Origin of the sequence: Roseixanthobacter liquoris, assembly GCF_043195135.2 — a bacterium.
Classification (GTDB): Bacteria; Pseudomonadota; Alphaproteobacteria; order Rhizobiales; family Xanthobacteraceae; genus NCEH01.
Map to the genome: position 1 here is coordinate 2,624,506 of NZ_CM195537.1, position 20,703 is coordinate 2,645,208.

19 protein-coding genes are annotated in these 20,703 nt (G+C 69.4%); 7 read left to right on the plus strand and 12 right to left on the minus strand.

Going from position 1 to position 20,703, the window contains the following annotated elements; genetic code table 11:
• Positions 1-7: 7 nt before the first annotated feature.
• The 10 genes from V5F84_RS11725 to V5F84_RS11770 all read right to left on the minus strand — a co-directional run bounded on the left by V5F84_RS11725 (position 8) and on the right by V5F84_RS11770 (position 9,797).
• Positions 8-919 carry a triphosphoribosyl-dephospho-CoA synthase gene (locus tag V5F84_RS11725; RefSeq protein ID WP_394045571.1) on the minus strand — a complete coding sequence of 304 codons (912 nt, stop codon included), beginning with the start codon at positions 917-919 and terminating at the stop codon, positions 8-10.
• Positions 916-1,812 (minus strand): ATP-grasp domain-containing protein, encoded by an 897-nt coding sequence (locus tag V5F84_RS11730; protein ID WP_394045569.1) that lies wholly within the window; start codon positions 1,810-1,812, stop codon positions 916-918. Before V5F84_RS11730 ends, V5F84_RS11725 begins: the two co-directional genes overlap by 4 nt.
• Positions 1,813-1,818: 6 nt before the next feature.
• Complete coding sequence (gene mch / locus V5F84_RS11735; RefSeq protein WP_394045567.1) at positions 1,819-2,772, minus strand: methenyltetrahydromethanopterin cyclohydrolase; 954 nt, start codon at positions 2,770-2,772, stop codon at positions 1,819-1,821.
• The gene (locus tag V5F84_RS11740) at positions 2,769-3,911 is read right to left on the minus strand and encodes an ATP-grasp domain-containing protein (protein WP_394045565.1); all 1,143 of its coding nucleotides are present in this window, start codon (positions 3,909-3,911) and stop codon (positions 2,769-2,771) included. Before V5F84_RS11740 ends, mch begins: the two co-directional genes overlap by 4 nt.
• A gap of 4 nt (positions 3,912-3,915) precedes the next feature.
• Complete coding sequence (locus tag V5F84_RS11745) at positions 3,916-4,827, minus strand: NAD(P)-dependent methylenetetrahydromethanopterin dehydrogenase (protein ID WP_394045563.1); 912 nt, start codon at positions 4,825-4,827, stop codon at positions 3,916-3,918.
• A gap of 63 nt (positions 4,828-4,890) precedes the next feature.
• Positions 4,891-5,889, minus strand: a complete 999-nt coding sequence (locus tag V5F84_RS11750; protein WP_394045561.1) for a beta-ribofuranosylaminobenzene 5'-phosphate synthase family protein — start codon at positions 5,887-5,889, stop codon at positions 4,891-4,893.
• Positions 5,886-6,320: an HIT family protein gene (locus V5F84_RS11755; protein WP_394045559.1), complete on the minus strand. Its 435-nt coding sequence runs from the start codon at positions 6,318-6,320 to the stop codon at positions 5,886-5,888. The genes V5F84_RS11750 and V5F84_RS11755 overlap by 4 nt, the downstream gene beginning before the upstream one ends.
• Positions 6,321-6,484: 164 nt before the next feature.
• The gene (locus V5F84_RS11760) at positions 6,485-7,312 is read right to left on the minus strand and encodes a transglutaminase family protein (protein ID WP_394045557.1); all 828 of its coding nucleotides are present in this window, start codon (positions 7,310-7,312) and stop codon (positions 6,485-6,487) included.
• Between the two features lie 45 nt (positions 7,313-7,357).
• On the minus strand, positions 7,358-8,308 hold the full coding sequence (locus V5F84_RS11765) for an alpha-E domain-containing protein (RefSeq protein ID WP_394045555.1): 951 nt from the start codon (positions 8,306-8,308) through the stop codon (positions 7,358-7,360).
• A gap of 73 nt (positions 8,309-8,381) precedes the next feature.
• On the minus strand, positions 8,382-9,797 hold the full coding sequence (locus V5F84_RS11770) for a circularly permuted type 2 ATP-grasp protein (RefSeq protein WP_394045553.1): 1,416 nt from the start codon (positions 9,795-9,797) through the stop codon (positions 8,382-8,384).
• A 161-nt stretch (positions 9,798-9,958) separates the two neighbouring features.
• Between V5F84_RS11770 and V5F84_RS11775 the strand changes: the two genes are divergently transcribed.
• From V5F84_RS11775 to V5F84_RS11795, 5 genes are all read left to right on the plus strand, one after another.
• Positions 9,959-10,711 (plus strand): competence/damage-inducible protein A, encoded by a 753-nt coding sequence (locus V5F84_RS11775; protein WP_394045551.1) that lies wholly within the window; start codon positions 9,959-9,961, stop codon positions 10,709-10,711.
• 222 nt (positions 10,712-10,933) lie between these two features.
• Positions 10,934-13,234 (plus strand): xanthine dehydrogenase family protein molybdopterin-binding subunit, encoded by a 2,301-nt coding sequence (locus V5F84_RS11780; protein WP_394045549.1) that lies wholly within the window; start codon positions 10,934-10,936, stop codon positions 13,232-13,234.
• A gap of 305 nt (positions 13,235-13,539) precedes the next feature.
• On the plus strand, positions 13,540-14,430 hold the full coding sequence (locus tag V5F84_RS11785; protein ID WP_394045547.1) for a DMT family transporter: 891 nt from the start codon (positions 13,540-13,542) through the stop codon (positions 14,428-14,430).
• Positions 14,431-14,506: 76 nt separating this feature from the next.
• A complete protein-coding gene (locus V5F84_RS11790) occupies positions 14,507-15,097 on the plus strand; it encodes a chromate transporter (RefSeq protein ID WP_394045545.1) in 591 nt (196 codons plus the stop codon).
• Positions 15,094-15,624 carry a chromate transporter gene (locus V5F84_RS11795; protein WP_394045543.1) on the plus strand — a complete coding sequence of 177 codons (531 nt, stop codon included), beginning with the start codon at positions 15,094-15,096 and terminating at the stop codon, positions 15,622-15,624. Before V5F84_RS11790 ends, V5F84_RS11795 begins: the two co-directional genes overlap by 4 nt.
• A 208-nt stretch (positions 15,625-15,832) precedes the next feature.
• Here V5F84_RS11795 and V5F84_RS11800 read toward each other — a convergent pair whose 3' ends face one another.
• Positions 15,833-16,069, minus strand: coding sequence for an Lrp/AsnC ligand binding domain-containing protein (locus V5F84_RS11800; protein WP_394045541.1), 237 nt, complete (start codon positions 16,067-16,069; stop codon positions 15,833-15,835).
• 323 nt (positions 16,070-16,392) lie between these two features.
• Here V5F84_RS11800 and thiD point away from each other — a divergent pair, with 323 nt between their 5' ends.
• Both thiD and V5F84_RS11810 read left to right on the plus strand, forming a co-directional pair.
• Positions 16,393-17,208, plus strand: coding sequence for a bifunctional hydroxymethylpyrimidine kinase/phosphomethylpyrimidine kinase (thiD, locus tag V5F84_RS11805; RefSeq protein WP_394045539.1), 816 nt, complete (start codon positions 16,393-16,395; stop codon positions 17,206-17,208).
• Between the two features lie 89 nt (positions 17,209-17,297).
• Positions 17,298-17,918, plus strand: coding sequence for a helix-turn-helix domain-containing protein (locus V5F84_RS11810; RefSeq protein ID WP_394045537.1), 621 nt, complete (start codon positions 17,298-17,300; stop codon positions 17,916-17,918).
• 19 nt (positions 17,919-17,937) lie between these two features.
• Here V5F84_RS11810 and V5F84_RS11815 read toward each other — a convergent pair whose 3' ends face one another.
• Positions 17,938-20,574, minus strand: coding sequence for a PepSY domain-containing protein (locus tag V5F84_RS11815; RefSeq protein ID WP_394045535.1), 2,637 nt, complete (start codon positions 20,572-20,574; stop codon positions 17,938-17,940).
• Positions 20,575-20,703: the final 129 nt, after the last annotated feature.

The window sequence follows — 20,703 nt, forward strand, 5'->3', positions numbered from 1 at the left end:
CGCGGGTTCAGCCATGGCCGTCGCGCTCCAGTCCCTCACGCTCCAGTCCCTCACGCTCCAGGCCCTCACGTGCCAGGGCGTGCGCGAGCACGCTCGCCACCGTGAGGTCGGCGCTGGTTCCGGGGTTGAGGCCGCGCTTTTTTAAGGACGTATCATAGGCCAGCAGGGAGATGTGCCGCGCCTCCCCCTTGAGCGGGGCCATGAGGCGGAGCGTCTCGCGGGTTTCCTCCATCACCGCCTGCGCCGCGTCCAAGCCGAACTTGCGGGCGATATGGCTGTCGGGAAAGGCGGTGAGGAAATCCAGATAGACCGCCTGCACCGCCTCTGGGGCAAACGGGTCCCCGCAGCCGTGAAGCCGCGCGCCGCCGATCTCGAAGACGTCCGCGAAGCCGTGAACATATTGAAACGCGATGCGGTCGCGGGGCGCAGCTTCGGCCATGGCCGCCTTCAAGGTGACGGCGGCGGGGGCGCGCACATCGGCGCGCGCCGCGCCGAGCCCGCCGGGATTGGCGGCGGCGATGGCGCGGAAGGCGCAGGCCGCGTCTTCCACCGTGAGCGCCTCCAGCGCCGCCTCAAGCCGCGCGCGCAGATCGCCGGGGCCGGGCGAAAGGGCGGCATGGATCAGCGGCGCGCACAGCAGCACGATGCCGAGATTGGCGTTGCAGCCCGCCGCCGCAAGCGAGGCCGACACCGCCCCTTCGATGCGCGCGCCGATGCCGAGCCCAAGCCCAAACCCAAGTCCAAGCCCTGAATTGCTGGGCGCCGTGAGCGCGGGCGCGGCCGCCGCCGCCGCGCGCTCGAACGTGCCGACCTCCATGCCGTGCCCGGCCGCATGCACATGCACGTTTCCCGGCTTCAGCGCCTGCAATTCGGCCCGGCAGGCGCGTTCGAACAGGCGGGCGGCGCGCTCCGGCGTCACGCCATCGCCCTTTCGCCGGCGAGCAAAGCGGCCAGCGGCGCCGCCATGTCCAGGCCGGTGGCCGCGTGAAGGCCGCTCCAGGCGGGCATGGAATTGACTTCCAGCACCAGCAGGCGGCCGGACGCATCGGCGATCAGGTCCACGCCGGCGAAATGCGCCCCCACGGCCCCCGCCGCCGCAACCGCGATTTCGGCGAGCGCCCCGGTGGCCGGCACCGCTTCTCCGGTCGCGCCCTGGTGGATATTGGTGATCCAATGGCTGCCGACCCGCCGCATGGCGCCCTCCGCCCGGCCGCCCACCACGAACACGCGATAATCCGCATGGCGCGCGTCCGCGGGCGGCACGAAATCCTGGAGATAATAGACCCCGTCCATCTCCTCCGCCCCCGGCAGCGCTTCCTTCGGCGCGAGGCGGCGCAGGCCGCGCCCCTGCGCGCCGAACAAGGGTTTGAGCACCGTGTCGCCCGGCGCCGCGTCGATCAGCATTTGCGCCGCCTGCGGGTCTTCGAGCACCAGGGTGCGCGGCGTCGGCAGGCCGGCGCGGGCCAGCAGGAAGGTGGTCATGCTCTTGTCGATGCAGCGCTCGATGGCGCGGGCATCGTTCATCACCCTGACGCCGGATTCGCGCAGGGCGTGCAGCACGCCGAGCCGCAGGGTGATCTGCTCCGTCGTGCCGCCGGGCATGATGCGCACGAAGGCGCTCAGCGGCAGCGCCTCCTCGAACCCCGGCAGCAGCAGGCCGTGGGGCGTTGCGCCCACGGCGAAGCCGCAGGATTTCAGCGAGAGCAGGCGCGTTGCGCGGCCGCGCTTCTTCAGCGCCGCGATGAGCCGGCGGGTGTGCCAGTCCGCCCGCTCGGCGAAGATCGCGATTCGGGGATCGAATGCCGCGGCCATGGGTCGTCAGCCGGCAAACGAGCGCGCGATCAAGGCCGGATCGACCGCCCCGGCGGTGAAGCTCACGCCATGCTCCACGGCGGTCACGAGCACCTGCGCCGGCGAGAACAGCAGCGGGTCGATGCGGTAGAAATCGCACGCATAGGCGGCGAACACCTCGGCGAACGGGCGCCCGTGGTCGCGCGAGGTGCGGCTGGGCAGAGCGTTTGCGAGATCGCGCGCATCGTCGAGCGGGCCGCTCACATGAAGCTGCACCTCGCCGCCATAAAGCGTCGCGTCATTGGTGCGGCCCATGGCGGCGATGAAATCCGGCGCCGACGGCGGCACCGGCGCGCTGCCGCGCCCATCCAGGATGCGATCCAGCGGAAAATGCAGGGCATGGGCCTTGTGAAGCGCCACCTCCAGCACCCGCGCCGCAATCTGCACGCCGCCCGCAAGGCTGCTGGTGGGCGTGAGAATGAGCGTGATTTTCTCGCCAGCGACCCCGGTGGCGGCGCTTATCTGCGCGATCACCTCCGCCGGCGGCATCTGGCCGGTTTCCAGCACCAGGGCGATATCCGCGCCCTGTTCGCGAAATCCGAGCTCGGCAAACAGCGGCTCCTTCGCCGCCGTGGCGCGGCCGGGGCCGGAGCCGAGGGCGAAGAAATCGCCCGCCGCCAGCTGCCAGCCGGCATATTGGCTGCCGAGGCAGGCGAGCACCGGATCGCAGGTGCCCACCGTGACGAGGGTGGTCCAGGGGGCGAAGCGGTCCGATGTCTGGAAGGCCACCTGACCCAGCCCGCCGAGGCAGATTTCGGCGATCCGCCGTCCCGCCTCCAGCCCGCCGCGCGCGGCGATGCCGGCATCGACGATGCGCGCGCCGTGCGGCCCGGTGGAGACCGCAAGGCGCAGCGCATCGGCATCATGGATCAGCGCATTCACCAGGGCGGCGGCGCGTCGCGAAAGATCGGGCCGGCTCATGCCTCGCTGCTCGCCGCGGGCTGGCTCTGCGGCAGGCCGAGGTGATGGCGCATTTCCGCCAGCCCGTCGCGCACCTGGGCGACGGCGGCGGACATGTCCGCGGCGGTGCGCTTCACCGTGCAGATGGGCGCTCCGGCGGGAATGATGGTGCCGGCGGCGGTGCGGTCGCACACATGGTTCGGCCAGGCGCCGGCGGGAATCATCACGTCGCGCTCGGCATAGAGAATGCCGGCGGCGGTCGCGCCCTTGGGCTGCGGCAGGGCCTTCGGCAGCTTGCCGCCGCAGGCCGCCAGATGCAGCGCCAGCAAAGGCGGCATCGGGTCCACGTCGAAAATGTCGATGCTCGCGCCGATCCGGGGATTGATCTCCACCAGCCACCAGCGGTCGGCTTCCACCAGCACATCCACCGAGATCAGGCCCACGAGCCCGCACACGGTAGCGATCCGCAGCGCGCCGGCGAGGATCGCCGCCGCGTGCTTGGCCGGCAGGGGCACCGGCCCGACCGCACCGCCATAACGGAACGGATGGGTGGTGTCGGAATGGGACCATTGCCAGCTCGCGCCGACGGGAAGGGCTTCTTTTCCATTGGAAAGGATCAGCAGGGAATAAGCGGTGCCGCTGACTTCGCGCTGCAGATAATGGCCGGGGGCGGGCGGGCCGGTTTCCTCCGGCGCGCGGCGGCGGATATGGCTGCCGCCGGCGCCGCCGATCTTCTTTTCCAGCAGGGGCGCGCCGGCGAGATCGCCCGTGGGCGCCTCCAGCGTCACGGGCGGAAAGGCGATGCCGAGATGGCCGCACAGGGCGGCGAGCGCCAGCGGGTCCTTCAGCACGCGCACCGTCTCGGCCATGTTGCCGAGGATGGGATTGCGCTCGGCGATGCGGGTCATCAGCGCCGTATCATCCTCGAACCCGCCGCCGAGCACCACCGGCAGGCCGGGGGGCGAGAGATTGGCGAGCGCCTGGATGAGATCGTCGCCGTCGAAGGAGAAGCCGTTCTTCTTGTGCACGCGCACGCAGCGCGCGGCATTGGCGCAGGTGTCGAGATCGGCGAACAGGTCGAGGGAAAGTGCCGCGAAACCGGCGCGCGCGGCGCTCGCCGCCAGGGGCCGCGCGGACAGGGCGATGACGGCGAGATCCATAAGCTCAACCCGCAGTTTGCAACGCCGCGGCCATCTCTCTGGCCAGCGCGAAGGCCTCGTCGAGGCCGATGAAGAGGGCCGTGTCGGTTTGGTGCAGGCGCCGGAGCAACGCATGCTGGACCCGGTATTTCAGATTGCCGATGGCGAGGGCTCCGATGCCGACACCATGAGGCAATGCGATGCCCTTGTCATGGGGGCCGAGCCCGGCGATGCCGGCGGGCGGCACCGCATTCACGTCGGCGGCGACCTTCAGCTCCCGCGCGGAGGCGAGGTGCGCGGCCGAGAGGATTTCCACGCCGGCCCGGCCCGCGGCGAGAATCACGTCCGCCTCGCCCACCAGGGCGTGCTTTTCCCCGTCGGTGCGGGCCGCCACGGCGGAGAGGGCGACGCCGAACCGCTCGTGGAAATCGTCCGCCTTGGTGGCGACGCTGGCGATGTCGCGATGGCCGACCAGAATCACCTGCGCGCCCGCCTTCGCCGCCATCACCGCGGCGATGCCGCCGACGACGCCCGTGGCGCCATAGACCTGCACCCGCGCGCCCGTAAGGCCCGGCGCGCCGCGCCGCGCGGCTTCCTGCTCCACCAAGGCCACCATGGCGGCGGCGGTGGTGAATGAGCCGGCGGGATCGGGAAAGATCGAAATCTCGAACGGGGGAAACAGCGCCGCCCGCGCCGCGTCTGCCATGTCGAGCGCGAGGCCCGCATCCTTGCCGCCGATGAACAGGCCGGTGCGCGGCGCAGCATCCGGCGCGCGGGAGAACATCATGTCCTGCGTCAGGTCGCGGACCTGCTCCAGCGCCACGTTGGAATAGGGCATGAGGTGGGCATAGCCGGCGTCCACCGCCATGTTCACATCGAACGGGCTGACGTGGGGCAGGGGGGAAATCAGGTGCAGAATGGGGGCGGCGGTGGCCATGGCCGTCTTGCTCCGTCCGGGGAAACAGGAAAGCGGGTGGCCGCGCCGTAAGGGTCGAACCGCCTAGGGCAGATCGACGATCGTGGCGCCGCGGTTGTTTCCCCGCACGCATGCGAACGAGAGGTTCGCGCGGTTAGCATAGCGGGTGCGCAACGCCTGCAAAAGCGCTTCGCCGCGCGCGGCGCTCTCCAGGATCGCGAATCCGGTCGGCCCCCAGGACGTCTGGCCGACCCCGGAAATCCCGTTTTCCTCAACAAAGGCAAGGGCGTGGGCGACATCCGCGCTGGTGTGGCGGCCGCCCCCCTGGGCCGCGGCATAATGGTCGCCCAGATGTTTCTGCACGGCGCCGACCGCCTCGCCGAACCCCGCCGCGTCGCCTTCCGCAAGGGCGGGCAGCGCCTGCATCAGCACCAGATGGCACAGATGGGCCGCGAGCGATTGGGCGAACGGCGGGAGCGTCTCCATGGCGCGGGTCTCGGCCTCGCCGGAAAGGCCGGATTTCGCGGCATCGAACACCAGCAGGATGCGCCAGGCCTCCGGCACCGGCAGGCGGGCGAGAATGGGCGGCGCGGCGCCCACGTCCGGCGCGGTTGCATGCAGGGGCTTGCCGCCATCGAGAATCACGCCGCCGGTCTCGAAGGCGCCGATGCCGATGGCCGAGCGCCGCCCGCGCCCCAGCAGGCGGGCGGCGTCGCGCACCTCCAGCGGACGCCCGGCAAGGCGTGCCACGCCCATCGCCACCGAAAGCGCCAGCTGGGTGCCGGAGCCGAGGCCGCCATGGGCCGGAAGCGCATGCTCGACCACGAGATCCAGCGGCAGGTCGATGCCAAGCGCCGCGCGCACCAGGTCCCGCGCCCGCGCCGCGCGATCGGCGTCGGCACCCGCGACGCCATCGCGCTCCGCCACCGCGATGCGCAGGCATGTTTCCGGCGCCTCCAGGGTCAGGCCGAGGCTGCCGAAACGCCGGCCCAGCGCGCCGCCGAGGTCGAGAAAGCCGAGATGCAGCCGCGCCGGCGCATGGATGCGCACGCCGGCGCCGGGGGCGGCGCGGCGCGCGCTCACCGGGCGAGTTCTGCCTTGAGCTTCGCCGCCTGGTCCGCCAGCACCGCATTGTCTTCCCGGAAGGAGACCGGCGGCTTCAGCGCGACGCCCGCGTGGCGCGGGATGACGTGCACATGCAGGTGGAACACCTCCTGCCCGCCGGCGGCCTCGTTGAACTGCTGCACCGTGATGCCGTCCGCCGCGAACACCGTCATCGCGGCCTTGGCGACCTTCTGGGCGATCCGGGCCACATAAGTGAGGTCGTCGGGCGCGATGTCCAGGATGTTGCGGGCGGGGGCCTTGGGAATCACCAGCGCATGGCCGGGGGCGCGCGGCATGATGTCGAGGAAGACCAGGGCGCGGTCGTCTTCATAGACCTTGTGCGCCGGCAGCTCGCCGCGCAGGATCTTGGCGAAGATATTGGCGGGATCGTAGGCGGGCGTCTCGCTCATGAATGCCTCCCGGTGCCGGATATGGTGCGCCCGCATCGCAAGGGATGCGTCCGGGGTCAAGCCCAAAGGGGCGGGCGCGGGGGTGCCGGGACCCGCCAGCCCGCGATCCGCGCGGCGCCGCCGGTTCGGTGCCGTGTCCGGATCATTCCCCGTTCACCCCCCGTTCATTCCTGGGTCTGGCTCTGGCTCTGGCCGTGGCGCGCGGCATAGGTGACGGCATTGGCCGTGGCTTCCGTGCTGGCGTTGATGCCGGTGCCGCGCACCGGAGCGACGCCGAGGGAATCCAGCGCCACCGCCACCCGCACATGCTCTTCCGTGGCGCAGACCTTGCGCCCGCAGTCGAACGCCACCCAGCCGAGCTTGGGCACATGCACTTCCGCCCATTCGCGGGCGGTGCCGGGCTCGTCGTCCTGCGTCGCATAGCCGGAGATGTGCCGCGCCGGGATGCGCAGGTGGCGCGCGGCGGCGGTGAAGACATGGGCGATTTCCCCCGACGTGCCTTCGCCGCCCGCGAGCACGGCGGCGGCCGCGCGCGCCAAGGCCGCGCTTTCGACGGGAATTTCCTCGATGGCGTCATGCACCAGCGCCATCAGGGCATGGGCCTGGGCGAGCGGGCCGTCGGCATCGGCCGCCTGCGCCGCCAGGGCCTCGATCTTCGCGTCCGGAACGGTGAAATCGGTCTGCCGCAGGAACAGGGACGGCGGGAAGCGCTCCACCGTGCCGCGGACCACGCCGGTCATGTCGCGGGTCTCCACGTCGCCCTCGGCGAGCAAGGTGATCTGCTCCAGCGGCCCCTCGACGGAGAAGGTGTGGCACAGGTTGCCGAACGCATCCTCGTGGGAATAGAGGCGGCAGTCGGGGTGCACGTCCAGCGGCCAGCGCACGATGTGCTGGCCTTCGTGATTGCGGGGTGTGAGCTTGATGGTGGCCGTGGCGATCCGCAGCCCCGGTTCCAGCTTGTGGATGATCTGATGGTAAATGCGAACCCGCATTGTTCTGCCCTCGCCTCATCCAATCCTGATCGGCAAAGGGAGCCGTCAGACGAGATATTGTTCCGTGATCTCGGCGGCCAGCTTGTTGTTGTCGGTGATGAACTCACTGATGAACTCGTGCAGGCCGCTCTGGAAGATATCCTCGATGGTCCGGTTTGACAGCCGCGCCTGGGTGGTTCGCGCGAGCCGCTGGGCGGGACCCTGCCGGCCATAGGCGCCGGCGATGTCGTCCAGGCAGCGCGAGAGATTGTCGTAGCAGCTCGCGAGCGAGCGCGGCATGGCGCGGTTGAGGATCAAAAGATCGGCCACGAGCCAGGGCTTCACGCTGTCGCGATACACCCAGTGGAACGCCGTGAGCGCGGAGACCGAGCGCAGGATCGAGGCCCATTGGAAATAGTCCAGCGGCCCGCCCACATGCTCCTGCTCGGGCAGCAGCACATGGTATTTCACATCCAGGATGCGCGCGGTGTTGTCGGCACGTTCCACATGGGCGCCGGCGCGGGTGAACCAATAGGCGTCGTTGCGCAGCATGGTGCGGAAGGTGGCGCCGTCGAAGCGCAGCGAGGTTTCCTTCACGAACGCCAGGAACCGCGCCAGCTCCTCCCGGCTCAGCGCCTTGTCGGGGAACGAGCGCAGCTCGATCCAGGAGGAATTGATGACGTCCCACATCTCCGAGGTGAGCGCGGTGCGCACGGACCGCGCATTGGTGCGCGCGACCTCGAAGCAGTTGCGGATGGAGCTGGGATTGTCGAGGTCGAAGGCGAGGAAGGAGACCACATGGTCCTCGTTGGCCTCCTCCAGCGGCCCGTGGCGGGCGATGAATTCCTCGGCGCAGCCGGCGGTGAGCACGGCCGAGCCCCATTCGTTGGTCGGCCCCTCGGCGGGCACCGGGGTGTAGGACAGGCGCTGGGCGACATCGAGGATACGCGCGAGACAATCGGCGCGCTCCACATAGCGCGACAGCCAATAGAGGTTTTCGGCGGTGCGGGAGAGCATGGTCAGCCCATCTGGCAGAAGGATGAGAAGGGTGCCGCGGGTGCGGCACCGCGAGACATGTCGAAGCCGCGGTTCAGGCGTCGAGAACCCAGGTGTCCTTGGTGCCGCCGCCCTGGCTGGAATTGACCACCAGCGATCCCTCCTTCATGGCGACGCGGGTCAGCCCGCCCGGCACGATGCGCACCTTGTCGCTGCCGGTCAGGATGAACGGCCGCAGGTCCACGTGGCGCGGCGCGATGCCTTTTTCCACCAGCGTCGGGCAGGTGGAAAGGGCAAGCGTCGGCTGGGCGATGAAATTGGCCGGGTCGTGCTTCAGCTTGGCGCGGAAGATCTCGATCTGCGCCTTGTCGGCCATGGGCCCCACAAGCATGCCGTAGCCGCCCGAGCCGTGCACTTCCTTCACCACCAGCTCGCTCAGATGATCGAGCACATAGGCGAGATGCTCCGGCTCGCGGCAGCGCCAGGTCGGCACGTTCGGCAGCAGGGGTTCCTCGCCGAGATAGAAGCGGATGATGTCCGGCATGTAGCTGTAGACGGCCTTGTCGTCCGCAACCCCGGTGCCCACCGCATTGGTCAGCGTGACATTGCCGGAGAGATAGGCGCTCATCAGCCCCGGCACGCCGAGCACGCTGTCGGGCCGGAAGGCGAGGGGATCGATGAAATCGTCGTCGAGGCGGCGATAGATCACGTCCACGCGTTTCGGACCCTCGGTGGTGCGCATGAACACCACATTGTCCTTCACGAACAGGTCGCGGCCCTCGACCAGATCGACGCCCAGCTTGTCGGCCAGGAAGGAGTGTTCGTAATAAGCCGAATTATAGATGCCGGGGGTCAGGATCGCGACGTTGGGCTCGTTGCCGCCGCGCGGGGCGAGCGAGCGCAGGGTGGCCAGCAGGTCGTCGGCATATTTCTCCACCGGCGCCACGCGATGCTGCGCGAACAGCTCGGGGAACAGGCGCAGCATGATTTCCCGGTTCTCCAGCATGTAGGAGACGCCGGACGGCGTGCGGGCATTGTCCTCCAGCACGTAGAAGGTGTCGGGGTCGGTGCGCACGATGTCGATGCCGGCGATGTGCACATAGACGTTGTGCGGCACGCGCTGGCCGTTCATCTCCGGCCGGAAGGCGGGATTTTGATAGACCAGATCCTCCGGCACCACGCCGGCCTTGAGCACTTCACGCTTGCCGTAGACGTCGCTGATATACATGTTCAGCGCCTTGACGCGCTGCTCCAGCCCCTTCGCGAGGCGGCCCCATTCCTCGTTGGTGATGATGCGGGGAACGATGTCGAACGGGATCAGCCGCTCTTGCGCATTCTGCTCGCCATAGACGGCGAACGTGATTCCGATGCGCCGGAAAATGAACTCCGCCTCCTTCCGGCGCTGGTCGAGAACCTCGTGCGGAACCTTGCTCAACCACCGATTGAGCGAATCATAAGCCTGACGGACCGTGCCGTCTTCACAGGACATCTCGTCGAACGCGCGCCGCATTGGGACTGCCACTCCGCTTGATCGAATCCTATGTACAAACATCGTGCCAAGGAAGAGATAATGGCAGCAAGTCCACCCTTCGCCTCTGCGGCGGAATGGCAATGGCTAAGTTTTAGGCAAAAATCCGCCGATTGTCATCGGGCGGTGCAAGGGAAGGCGACATGAGCGAAGCACTCGGCGCGCAAATTGTCAGCGCGGCTCTCCTGGTGATCGGCGATGAAATCCTCTCCGGCCGGACCAAGGACAAGAATATCGGCCATATCGCCGAGCGACTCACCGAAGCGGGCGTCGATCTGCGGGAGGTGCGGGTGGTCTCGGACGTGGAGGACGACATCGTTGCGGCGCTGAACGCCTTGCGCGCGCGCTACACCTACGTCTTCACCACCGGCGGCATCGGCCCCACCCACGACGACATCACGGCGGACGCGGTGGCCAAGGCGTTCGGCGTCAGCATCGACGTGGATCCGCGCGCCCGCGCCATGCTGCTGGAATATATCGCCGAGAAGGACCTCAACGAAGCGCGCCTGCGCATGGCGCGCATTCCCGCCGGCGCCGCGCTGGTGGTCAATTCGGTGTCCAAGGCGCCCGGCTTCAACATCGGCAATGTGTATGTGATGGCCGGCGTGCCGCGCATCATGCAGGCGATGCTGGAGGAGATCATCCCCACCCTGCGCTCCAACGCGCCCATGCTGTCGCAGACCGTGCGCGCCGATGCGCGCGAGGGCGATATCGCTGCGCCCCTGAAAGCCATCGCCGCGCAATATCCCGAGGCGACCATCGGCTCCTATCCGTTCTTCGACGAGAGCGGGCCCAACACCAATATCGTCGTGCGCTCGCGCGATCCGCAGGTGGTGGAGGCGGCGCGCGCGGCGGTGGCACAGATGGTGGCGGATCTGGCGCGCGCCCGCGCCTGAGGGTTATGGTGCGCCGCACAGCCCACGCCGCTCGCGCTTGCGCCCGGGCGGCGGGGTGACCATTTGCTCGAAGAGCGTCCCGCCCCGTTCGTGTCCCGCCGCCCCGCTTGTCCCTTCGCCGGCGCCGCCGCCGGCCGGTCGTGCGCGGCGGCGCTGTCGCGAGCGGGCGCTGGCCGCGCACCTTTTCGCCTTCGCCGCCCGGCGCGCATGGAGCGATGTTGCATGACTGCCCTCAAGTTCGGCCACGGCCAGCCCTTCACCCGCCTGGAAGATCCCGCTTTGCTCACCGGCGCCGGCCGCTATGTCGGGGACATCGCGGCGCGGGCGGGGGCGTTGCAGGGCTATGTGCTGCGCTCGCCTTATGCCCATGCGCGCTTCGCCTTCGGCGATCTCGATGCGGTCAAGGCCATGCCGGGCGTTCACCTGGTGCTGACCGCCGATGATTTCGCGGGCTGCGGCGGCCTGCCGGTGGCGGCGAGCGTCGCGGTGGTGGGCGAGGCCCATATGTGGAAGCCCCATCACCCGGTGCTGGCGGAAGGCGTGGTGCGCCATGTGGGCGAGCCGGTGGCCTTCATCGTCGCCGACACGCTGGACGCCGCGCGCGACGCCGCCGAAGCCGTCGAGATCGACTGGGAGCCGCGCGACGCCGTCGCCGACATGGAAGCCGCGATCGCCGACGGCGCGCCGCTTCTGTTCGAGGAGCGGGCGCACAACATCGCCTTCACCAGCGAATTGGGCGACCAGGCGGGGGTGACTGCCGCCTTCGCCTCGGCGCACCGGGTGGTGAAGGTGCGGCTCGTCAACAATCGCTTGGTCACCAATTACATGGAGACGCGCGGCGTGCTCGCCGAGGTGGAGGAGGGCGGCCGCGTGCGCCTCACCCTCGGCAGCCAGGGCAGCCATTTGCTGCGCGACGCCATCGCCGACAAGATCCTCAATTGGCCGCGCGAGGAGCTGCGCGTGGTGACGCCGGACGTGGGCGGCGGCTTCGGCACCAAGATGTTCCCGTTCGGCGAATATCCCATGGCCGCGCTGGCGGCGCGCCGGCTGAACCGGGCGGTGGCCTGGATCGGCGACCGCGGCGAGCATTTCGCGGGCGACAGCCACGGCCGCGACAACATCACCACCGCCGAGCTGGCCATGGACAAGGACGGCCGGTTCCTGGCCCTGCGCGTGGATACGCTGGCCAATCTCGGCGCCTATATGGCCTATTACGGCGCCTATATTCCGGTGGGCGGGGCGAGCATGCTGCCCGGCCTCTACACCATTCCCGTGTTTCACGTGCGGGTGCGGGCCGTCTACACCCACACCGTGCCGGTGGATGCTTATCGCGGCGCCGGCCGGCCCGAGGCCGCCTATGTGATCGAGCGGCTGGTGGACGCCGCCGCGCGCGAGGCCGGGATCGCGCCGGAGGACCTGCGGCGCCTCAATTTCATCCCGCCCTCCGCCATGCCGTACCAGACCTGTTCCGGCCGCAGGTACGACAGCGGCGAGTTCGACGGCCACATGACGCGGGCGCTGGAGGTGGCGGACAAGGCGGGGTTCGCGGAACGCGCCGCCGCGTCCGAGGCGCGCGGGCGCCTGCGGGGCTTCGGCTTCGCCTCTTATATCGAGGCCTGCGGCGGCGGTTCCCCGGAGCCGGCCTATCTGCGGCTGGAGGGCGACGGCACCGTTTCCCTGCGCATCGGCACGCAATCCACCGGGCAGGGGCACAAGACCGCCTATGCCCATCTCGCCGCCGCCCATCTGAAAGTGCCCCTGGAGCAGATCGTGGTGCACCAGGGCGATACGGACGCCACCAAGACCGGCGGCGGCACCGGCGGTTCGCGCTCCATTCCGGTGGGTGGGGCGGCGGTGGCCGGGGCGGCGCGCCGGCTTGCGCAGAACCTGCGGGAGCTGGGCGCCGAGGCGCTGGAAGCCGATGTGGGGGATATCGAGCTCGAAGCGGGCGGCGTGGAAGTCGCCGGCACGGACCGTCGCCTGTCGCTGGCCGAACTGGCGGTGCATCCGGCCGCCACGCCCGAGCTGCTGAACGCCCAGGACGCCTTCGCCCCGCCGGAGGCCACCTATCCCAACGGCACCCACGCCTGCGAGGTGGAGATCGATCCCGATACGGGCGCGGTGGAGCTTGTCTCCTACGTGATCGTGGACGATTTCGGCGCCGTCATCACGCCGGCTTTGCTGGAAGGGCAGGTGCATGGCGGGGTGGCGCAGGGCGTCGGCCAGGCGCTGCTGGAGCGTACGGTCTATGATGCCGAAGGCCAGCTTTTGACCGCGAGCTTCATGGATTATGCCCTGCCGCGGGCGGAAGACCTGCCGCCGATCCATTTCGAAACCCGCAACGTGCCCTGCGCCACCAATCCGCTGGGGGTGAAGGGCGCGGGCGAGGCGGGGGCCATCGGCTCCTGCCCGGCGGTGATGAATGCGGTGGTGGATGCCTTGTGGCGCCGCTACGGCATCGGCCAGATGGACATGCCCGCCACCCCCGCCGCCGTCTTCGCCGCCATCGCCGCCGCCCGCTGAGCCGCGCGCCCGGTCTGCGCACGGGGACCCGTGCGGCCCGGCCTGCGCGCATGCGGGCAAGCCGGTGCCGGCGGTTCGGCGTGGATGCACGGGACGCGCCCGTTGCATGGCGGCGCCTGCAAAGGGCGCCGAGCCACCACGGCCGATCCGCTCCGGCCACGGTTCCGCTTGCCCGGCGCTGGGGGAAATGCTCGCGCCGCCGGCATGTGGATCGGGCATGACTCTTTTACCAATCTCCACGCTATATGGCGGTTCTCGCCATGGCGGTGCGCCCGGCGGGCGCAGCGCGCCACACAAGACTCATAATGAACGCCATCGCCGGTATCCTCTTTCAATTGGGCGCCACGCTCGCCTTCGCGATCATGTCCGCGCTCGTGCGCGCCGTGGCCGACGACGTGCCGAGCGGCGAGATCGTGTTCGCCCGCAGCTTCGTCGGCCTGGTGCCGGTGGTGGTGTGGCTGGCGTGGCGCGGGGAATTGCGCTCGGCGCTCGCGACGCGTGCGCCCTTCGGCCATGTGGTGCGGGGAACGGTGGGCGTCGCCGCCATGTGGGCCGGCTTCGCCGCGCTCGCCTTCATTCCCCTCGCCGAGGCGGTGGCGATCACTTACGTCACGCCGCTGGTGGCGGTGGTGCTGGCCGCGCTGCTGCTGCGCGAGAGCGTTCCGAGCTATCGCTGGTGCGCCGTGGCGCTGGGGTTCCTCGGCATTCTGATCATGCTCTGGCCGGCGTTTTCGCCCAGCGACCTGCGCACCGAGGGGGTGGTGATCGGCGTCGGCTTCGCGCTGGCCGGCGCGGTGGGGGCCGGTTTCGCCGTGACGCAGGTGCGTCGCCTGACGCAGACCGAGACCACCGGCGCCATCGTGTTCTATTTCTCCTCGGTCGCGAGCCTCGCGGGCCTTGCCACGGCGCCCTTCGGCTGGACCCTGCCGAGCTGGCGCGAAGGGCTGGCGCTGGCCGGCATCGGCATCGCCGGCGGCATGGGACAGATTTTCCTGACCGCCGCGAACCGCCAGGCGCCGGCCTCCGTGGTGGCGCCGTTCAATTATGCGACGCTGCTGTGGGCGGTCATGTTCGGCGCCATCTTCTTCCACGAATGGCCCCATCCGCTCATGTTCTGCGGTGCCGCGCTGGTGGTGGCCGCGGGCGCAGGCCTCGCGTGGCGGGAACATCGCCGCGCGCCGCGCACCGTGCCCTGAACATTGCAAGCGAAGGCCGCGCCGGAAGAAGCGCGGCGTGCGCGGCAGGAGACGACTGGCCCATGAAGGCAAGACCATGAGCCCCGCCCGCCGGGAATCCACCTCCGACGACCTGCGCTCCGAGGCGGGCGAGGCCCCGCCGCCGCGTGTGCCGGAGCTGTTCTTCGGCTTCCTGCGCATCGCCCTTTCCGGCTTCGGCGGCGCCCTGCCGTTCGCGCGGCGCGAGCTTGTGGAGCAGCGCCGCTGGCTGGGTGCGCGCGAGTTCAACGAGCTGCTGTCCATCTGCCAGCTCATGCCGGGGCCGAACATCGTCAACATGTCGTTCTGCGTCGGCGCGCGATTCGGCGGCATCGCGGGCGCGGCGGCGGCCTTCGGCGGGCTCATCATCGCGCCCTGCATCATCGGCCTGACTTTGGCGACGCTCTATGTGCATTACGGCCAGTTGCCCGCCGTCTCCGGCATGCTGCGGGGCATTTCGGCGGCGGCGGTCGGGCTGTTCGTGGCGCTGGGGCTGAAGATGGGCTTCGTCGAGCGGCGCAATCCCATCGCCCTGGTGTTCGCCGCGCTCGCCTTCACCGGCGCCGGGCTGATGGGCTTTCCGCTGCTGCTGGTGATCCTGGTGCTGGCGCCGTTCTCCATCATCGCCGCGTGGCGGTGGTCGCGATGAGCGGGCGCGATCCCCTGGGCGACCTCGTCGCCCATATGTTCGTCATCTCCTTCCTCGCCATCGGCGGGGCGAACGCGGTCATCCCCGAGCTGCACCGCATGGCGGTGGAGGCCAATGGCTGGATGAGCGGCGACACGTTCGCCGACCTGTTCGCCATCGCCCAGGTCACGCCCGGCCCAAACGTGCTGCTGGTGACGCTGATCGGCTGGTATGTGGCGGGCATTCCCGGCGCGATCGCCTGCACCTTCGTCATGTGCGTGCCGGCGGGGGCCGCGGCCTATGGCATGTCGCGCCTGTCCCACCGCTTCCGCGACGCGCCGCTGCGCATCGCCATCCAGCGCGGGCTGGCGGCCTTGACCATCGGCATCGTGCTGGCGAGCGCCTATATCCTCATGCGCCTCGCCGACACCCATTGGCTGGCCTATGGGGTCACCGCCTTCGCCGCGGTCGGCGCGCTGACGACGCGGCTCAATCCGATCTGGCTGATCGCGGTGGGCGGCGCGCTCGGCCTTGCGGGGCTGGTGTAGGATCCGGGGCGCCATTCGGCGGACGCGGGGCATGCGGGCCGGCGGGCGCCGGCGTCGGCGCCTTGCCGAAATTCATCGGCGCAGCTTCGGCGGAAATCGCGGTTTCAACCGCCGTGGAGCCGCGGAGAAGCGCCACGAAACCACTGTTCGTCTGCGGCAAGTCCTTGTTTCACGTGAAACATTTTCCGGGGCGGCGAGGGGCGGAGCCTCAGAACGCCTTGAAGGTGATGATGGTGCGCGTGTCCTGGATGCCCTCCAGCTTCTGCACCTTCTCGTTCACGAAATGGCCGATATCGGTATCCTTGGGCACATAGAATTTCACCAGCAGGTCGAAATCGCCGGCGGTGGAATAAATCTCCGAAGCGATCTCCGCATCCGCCAAAGCGTTGGCCACCTCGTAGGATTTCCCAAGCTGGCATTTGATCTGGACGAAGAAGGCGATCACGGAAACTCTCCTTGGCGCGGCCCCTGGCGGGCGGCGCCAAGGTGGCGAAAAGGCCGCCGCCTTGCAAGGGCACAGGCCGCATGGGTTGGCCCGCCGCCACCGGCCGGGCTTGATGGGCGGGCAGGGGTTCTCTACATCTAAGCCATCTCGTCGGGGTGTCCCGCATCATGCGGGGCTGAGAGGCTTGTCCAACCCGCGAACCTGATCCGGATCATGCCGGCGAAGGAAACCGAGATCGCGCGAGGGCGGCCGTTCCGGCAGGCCCGTCCGCGCCGCATCCTTCGGCTTCCCGCGCCCTCCTCCATGCCCGTCGGAGCTGCCGCGTGTCACAGAGCCTCATCCCCATCGCCGTAACCATTGCCGGCTCGGATTCAAGCGGCGGCGCCGGCATCCAGGCGGACCTGAAGACTTTTTCCGCCCTCGGCGTCTATGGCGCCAGCGTGCTGACCGCGCTGACCGCCCAGAACACGATGGGCGTCACCGCCATCCACGACGTGCCGCCGGACTTCATCGGTGCGCAGATCGACGCCGTGTTCAGCGACCTGAAGGTGGCGGCGGTGAAGATCGGCATGCTCTCGCGCCCGGCGGGGATCGAGGCGGTGGCGTCCGGGCTGGCGCGGCACCAGGCCCGCACGGTGGTGCTGGACCCGGTGATGGTCGCCGCCTCCGGCGCGCGTCTGCTGGAGGATGCCGCCATCGCGACCCTGAAGGACGTCCTGCTGCCCCGGGCCGCCCTCATCACGCCCAATTTGCCCGAGGCCGGGGCCCTGCTGGATCTCGCCCCGGCCCGCGACGAAGAGGAGATGCTTGCGCAGGGCGAGGCGCTGCTGGCGCTCGGCTGCGGGGCGGTGCTCATGAAGGGCGGCCATGGCTCGGGGCCGGAGAGCATCGATCTGCTGGTGAGCCCGAACGGGGTGCTGCGCCTGTCCGCGCCGCGCCATGCCACCCGCAATACCCACGGCACCGGCTGCACGCTGTCCTCCGCCATTGCCGCAGGCCTTGCCAAGGGCTCGGATCTGGACGGCGCCGTGCGGGCCGCAAAGGCTTATATCACCGGGGCCATCGCCGCCGCCGATCGCCTGGATGTGGGGCGCGGACACGGCCCCGTGCACCATTTCCATGCCCTATGGGACAATTGAGCGGATCGGCCCTGAAACCGCCTTGCATGAACGGTTTTTCGCAGTATCGTCCGGTGCGGCGAACGATCGTTCGGCAAAAGGGATAAGGCATGGCGCAGCAGCGGGAGAAGGGCACCGAGCGGGGTCCGGAGGACGGTGCCCAGGCGATGACCGGCCAATTGGGCAAGACCATCCAGCGGCTGCGCAAGGCCTATAATCTCTCGCTGTCCGAACTTTCCGAGCAGTCCGGCGTGGCGAAATCCATCATCAGCCAGATCGAGCGCAACGAGACCAATCCCACCCTCGCGACCGTCTGGCGGCTCTCCCATGCGCTGGACATGACGGTGGAACGCGTGCTCGCCTCCTCCGACGAGGCGCCGTTCATCGAGAAGCTGACCCGCGCCGAAACGCCCATGCTGGTCTCGCAGGACGGCCTGTGCCGGCTCTCCATCATCGGCTGGATCAAGACGGTGGAGTGGCTGCAATATTATGAATTCTTCGCCGAGCCGGGCGGCGAGCTGGACTCCGACGGCCACCAGATCGGCTCCATCGAATGCCTGACGGTGACGGCGGGCACGCTCACCATCGAGGTGGGTGGCGTGACCGAAACCGCGAAGGCGGGCGAGACGGTGCGCTATCGCTGCGACCGCCGCCATGTCATCCGCAACCTCGGCACGGAGCCGGCCGCCGCCTTCATGGTGTGCCTGCTGAAGGCGGCCGTGCTCGACTGAGGGCCGGGCGTCCCTGCCCTCAATAGACGTCGCGGCAATAGCGGCGCTGGGCGGCAAGCTGTTCCACCGCTTCGGCGCCGATCAGCTCGGTGAGCACATGGTCCACCGCCGGGGCCATGCCCTGGAGGCTGCCGCACACATAGATGGAGGCGCCGGCCTCGATCCAGCGCGCCACCTCCGCACCGGCCTCCTTCAGGCGATGCTGAACATAGACGTGCTCCGCCTGATCGCGGGAGAAGGCAAGGTCCAGCCGTGCCAGCGCGCCGGCGCTCTGCCATGCGGTGATCTCGTCGCGGAAATAGAAGTCGTGCGTCTGGCTGCGCTCGCCGAAGATCAGCCAATTGGCGTCGTGCCCCGCCCGTACCCGGCGCTTGAGATGGGCGCGCAAGCCGGCAAGGCCGGTGCCGTTGCCGATCAGGATCAGGGGCCGGGCGTCATCCGGGCCGTGGAAAGCGGGATTGGAGCGGATGCGCAGGGCGATCCGCCCACCGTCCGCCGCATGGCGGGTCAGCCAGCCGGAGCCGAGGCCATAGCCGCCCTCGGGCGTGCGGGTCTGGCGCACCAGCAGTTCCAGGCGCCCGTCCTCGGGGATGGAGGCGATTGAATATTCGCGGTGGGGCAGGGGCTTCACGCCGTCGGCGACCGCCTGCGCCGCGGCGCCGGGCCAATCCTGCGCGTCCGGTTGAAGGCTGCGCGCCAGTAGGTCCCGCAGGGCCAGGGTCTGCCCGCCGTGGGTCACCGTGGCATCGCCGTCGAGCTTCAAGGCATCGAGGGTGCGCCGGACCGTTTCAGGATCGAGGCGCGGGCCGATTTCGGCGATGTCGCCGGCCGCCCAACTGGCGGGCGCGCCTTCCCGCTCGAGGGCGACGTGGAAGGTCGGCAATCCCACGCTGCCGGCATTGAGCCGGCGGCGGCCGACGAGGCGCCAGTCCTCGTAATCGGGCTGGCTCCAGTCCGGCAGGGTGGTGAGGCCGGATAATGTGCCGAGGTGCTGCTGCCAATGGCGCAGCGCGCCGGCATCCTCCATGTTCACATCGACCCGGTCGAACAGCGGGGTCGCGCCATGGATGCGCAGCCAGGCGTCGAGGTCCGCGCCGAAGCCGCAGAAATGCGGGAACGACCGGTCGCCCAGCGCCAGCACGCCGTAATCGAGATTCGCCAGTCCCTCCGGCGACTTGCGCGCGCCCATGCGCCGGGCGAAGGCGCGGGCGGCGTCGGGCGGCTCCCCCGCGCCGAAGGTGGAGACCACGAACAGCGCGCGCTTCGTGTTCGCCAGCGCCTCGGGCGCAAGGCCGGCGAGCGAGGTCACCGTCACCGGCAGCCCGGCGGCCTGAAGGGCGCTCGCGCTCTGCCAGGCGAGGCGCTCGGCGGTGCCGGTCTGGCTGGCATAGGCCACAAGCACCGGCGCGGCCTCGGGCGCCGGCAACGCCGCAACCGGGGCTGCGGCGGCGCGCGCCGCGCGCTTCTTCTTCCGCCGGTCGAGATAGAGCATCCAGCCGGTGACGGCGAACAGCGGCATCAACAGGCTCGCCAGCATCATCAGCAAGGTGCCGGTAAATCCGAAATAGCCGCCGGAATGCAAAGGGAAGATGCTGGCCATCAGCTTCTGCCCGCCGGGCAGGTCGTCATAGCGGCGATGCTCGCGCACCTGTCCCGCGGCATCCAGGACCAGGGTGTTGTTCGCCCGCTCGTGGGCCGGATTCACGGGCTGGTAGGTGATGGTGAGGGTCTGCGCATTGCCTTGGGGCAGGCGCAGGGTTGCGGTGCTGTAGCCGCCGGATTCGCGCACGAATGCCGGCCAGAGCGCGGCGAGATTCAGCGGCGCCCCGTTGCGCGCGTCACGTCCCTCGCGGGGCGCACGCTCGCCGGGCGGGGACGCGTTCGCCGGAGCCGCTGCCGGCGCGCCGGGCGGCGGACCGGCGGGGCGCGCAGCTTGCTGCGCCGCCGGGCGGGGCGTGCCGGTGAGATCGAACAGCGCGCCGCGGTACCAGTCATAGGACCAATAAAGGCCCGTCAGGGAGGCGAGCAGATAGAACGGCAGCACCCAGGTGCCGATGACGGAATGCAATTCCCACAGGAAGCTGCGGCCCCGCCGCCCGAAATCCAGCCGCAGCCAGTTGCGCCAGTCGAGCGCGCGGCGCGGCCAGCGCAGATAGAGGCCCGAGAGCGACAGCACGATCAGGCCGATGGTGGATGCACCGACGATCTGCTTGCCCACATCGCCCGCCGCAAGCCAGCGATGCACCTGCATGACGAAGCGGAAAAAGGCCTGGCCCTGCACCTCGCCCAGCAGTGCCCCGTCATAGGGGTTCACATGGCGGTTTTCGCCACGCGGCCCGCCGGGACCGGCGGCGGGCGCGCCGGCCGGCGGGGGCGGGGGCGCGAAGGTGACGCGCGCGGCGCGGGTCGCGTCGAAGGAAACCATCAGGGCGGTGGGCGTCTTGCCCGGCGCATTGGCGCGGATGCGCTCCAGCAATTGGTCGGGCGCTAGCGGGCCGGCGGGCGCCGGCTGCACCGTGATGATTCCGGGATTGAGCGCGGCGAGGATTTCGTCCTCGAACGAGAGCATGGCCCCGGTGACGCCCACCACCGCCAGAACGATGCCGGCGGTGACGCCGAGGAACCAATGAATCTGAAACCAGATGGCCTTCAACATGCTCAATATCCTGGAGCCGCCCGGGCATTAGCGGCAGTAAAAATCCAGGCTATGGCATATCAACCGCACTTGTGTTCCTCAATACGGGCGCAGATTAATGGAATGATTATAAATCCAGAGTGGAAAGCC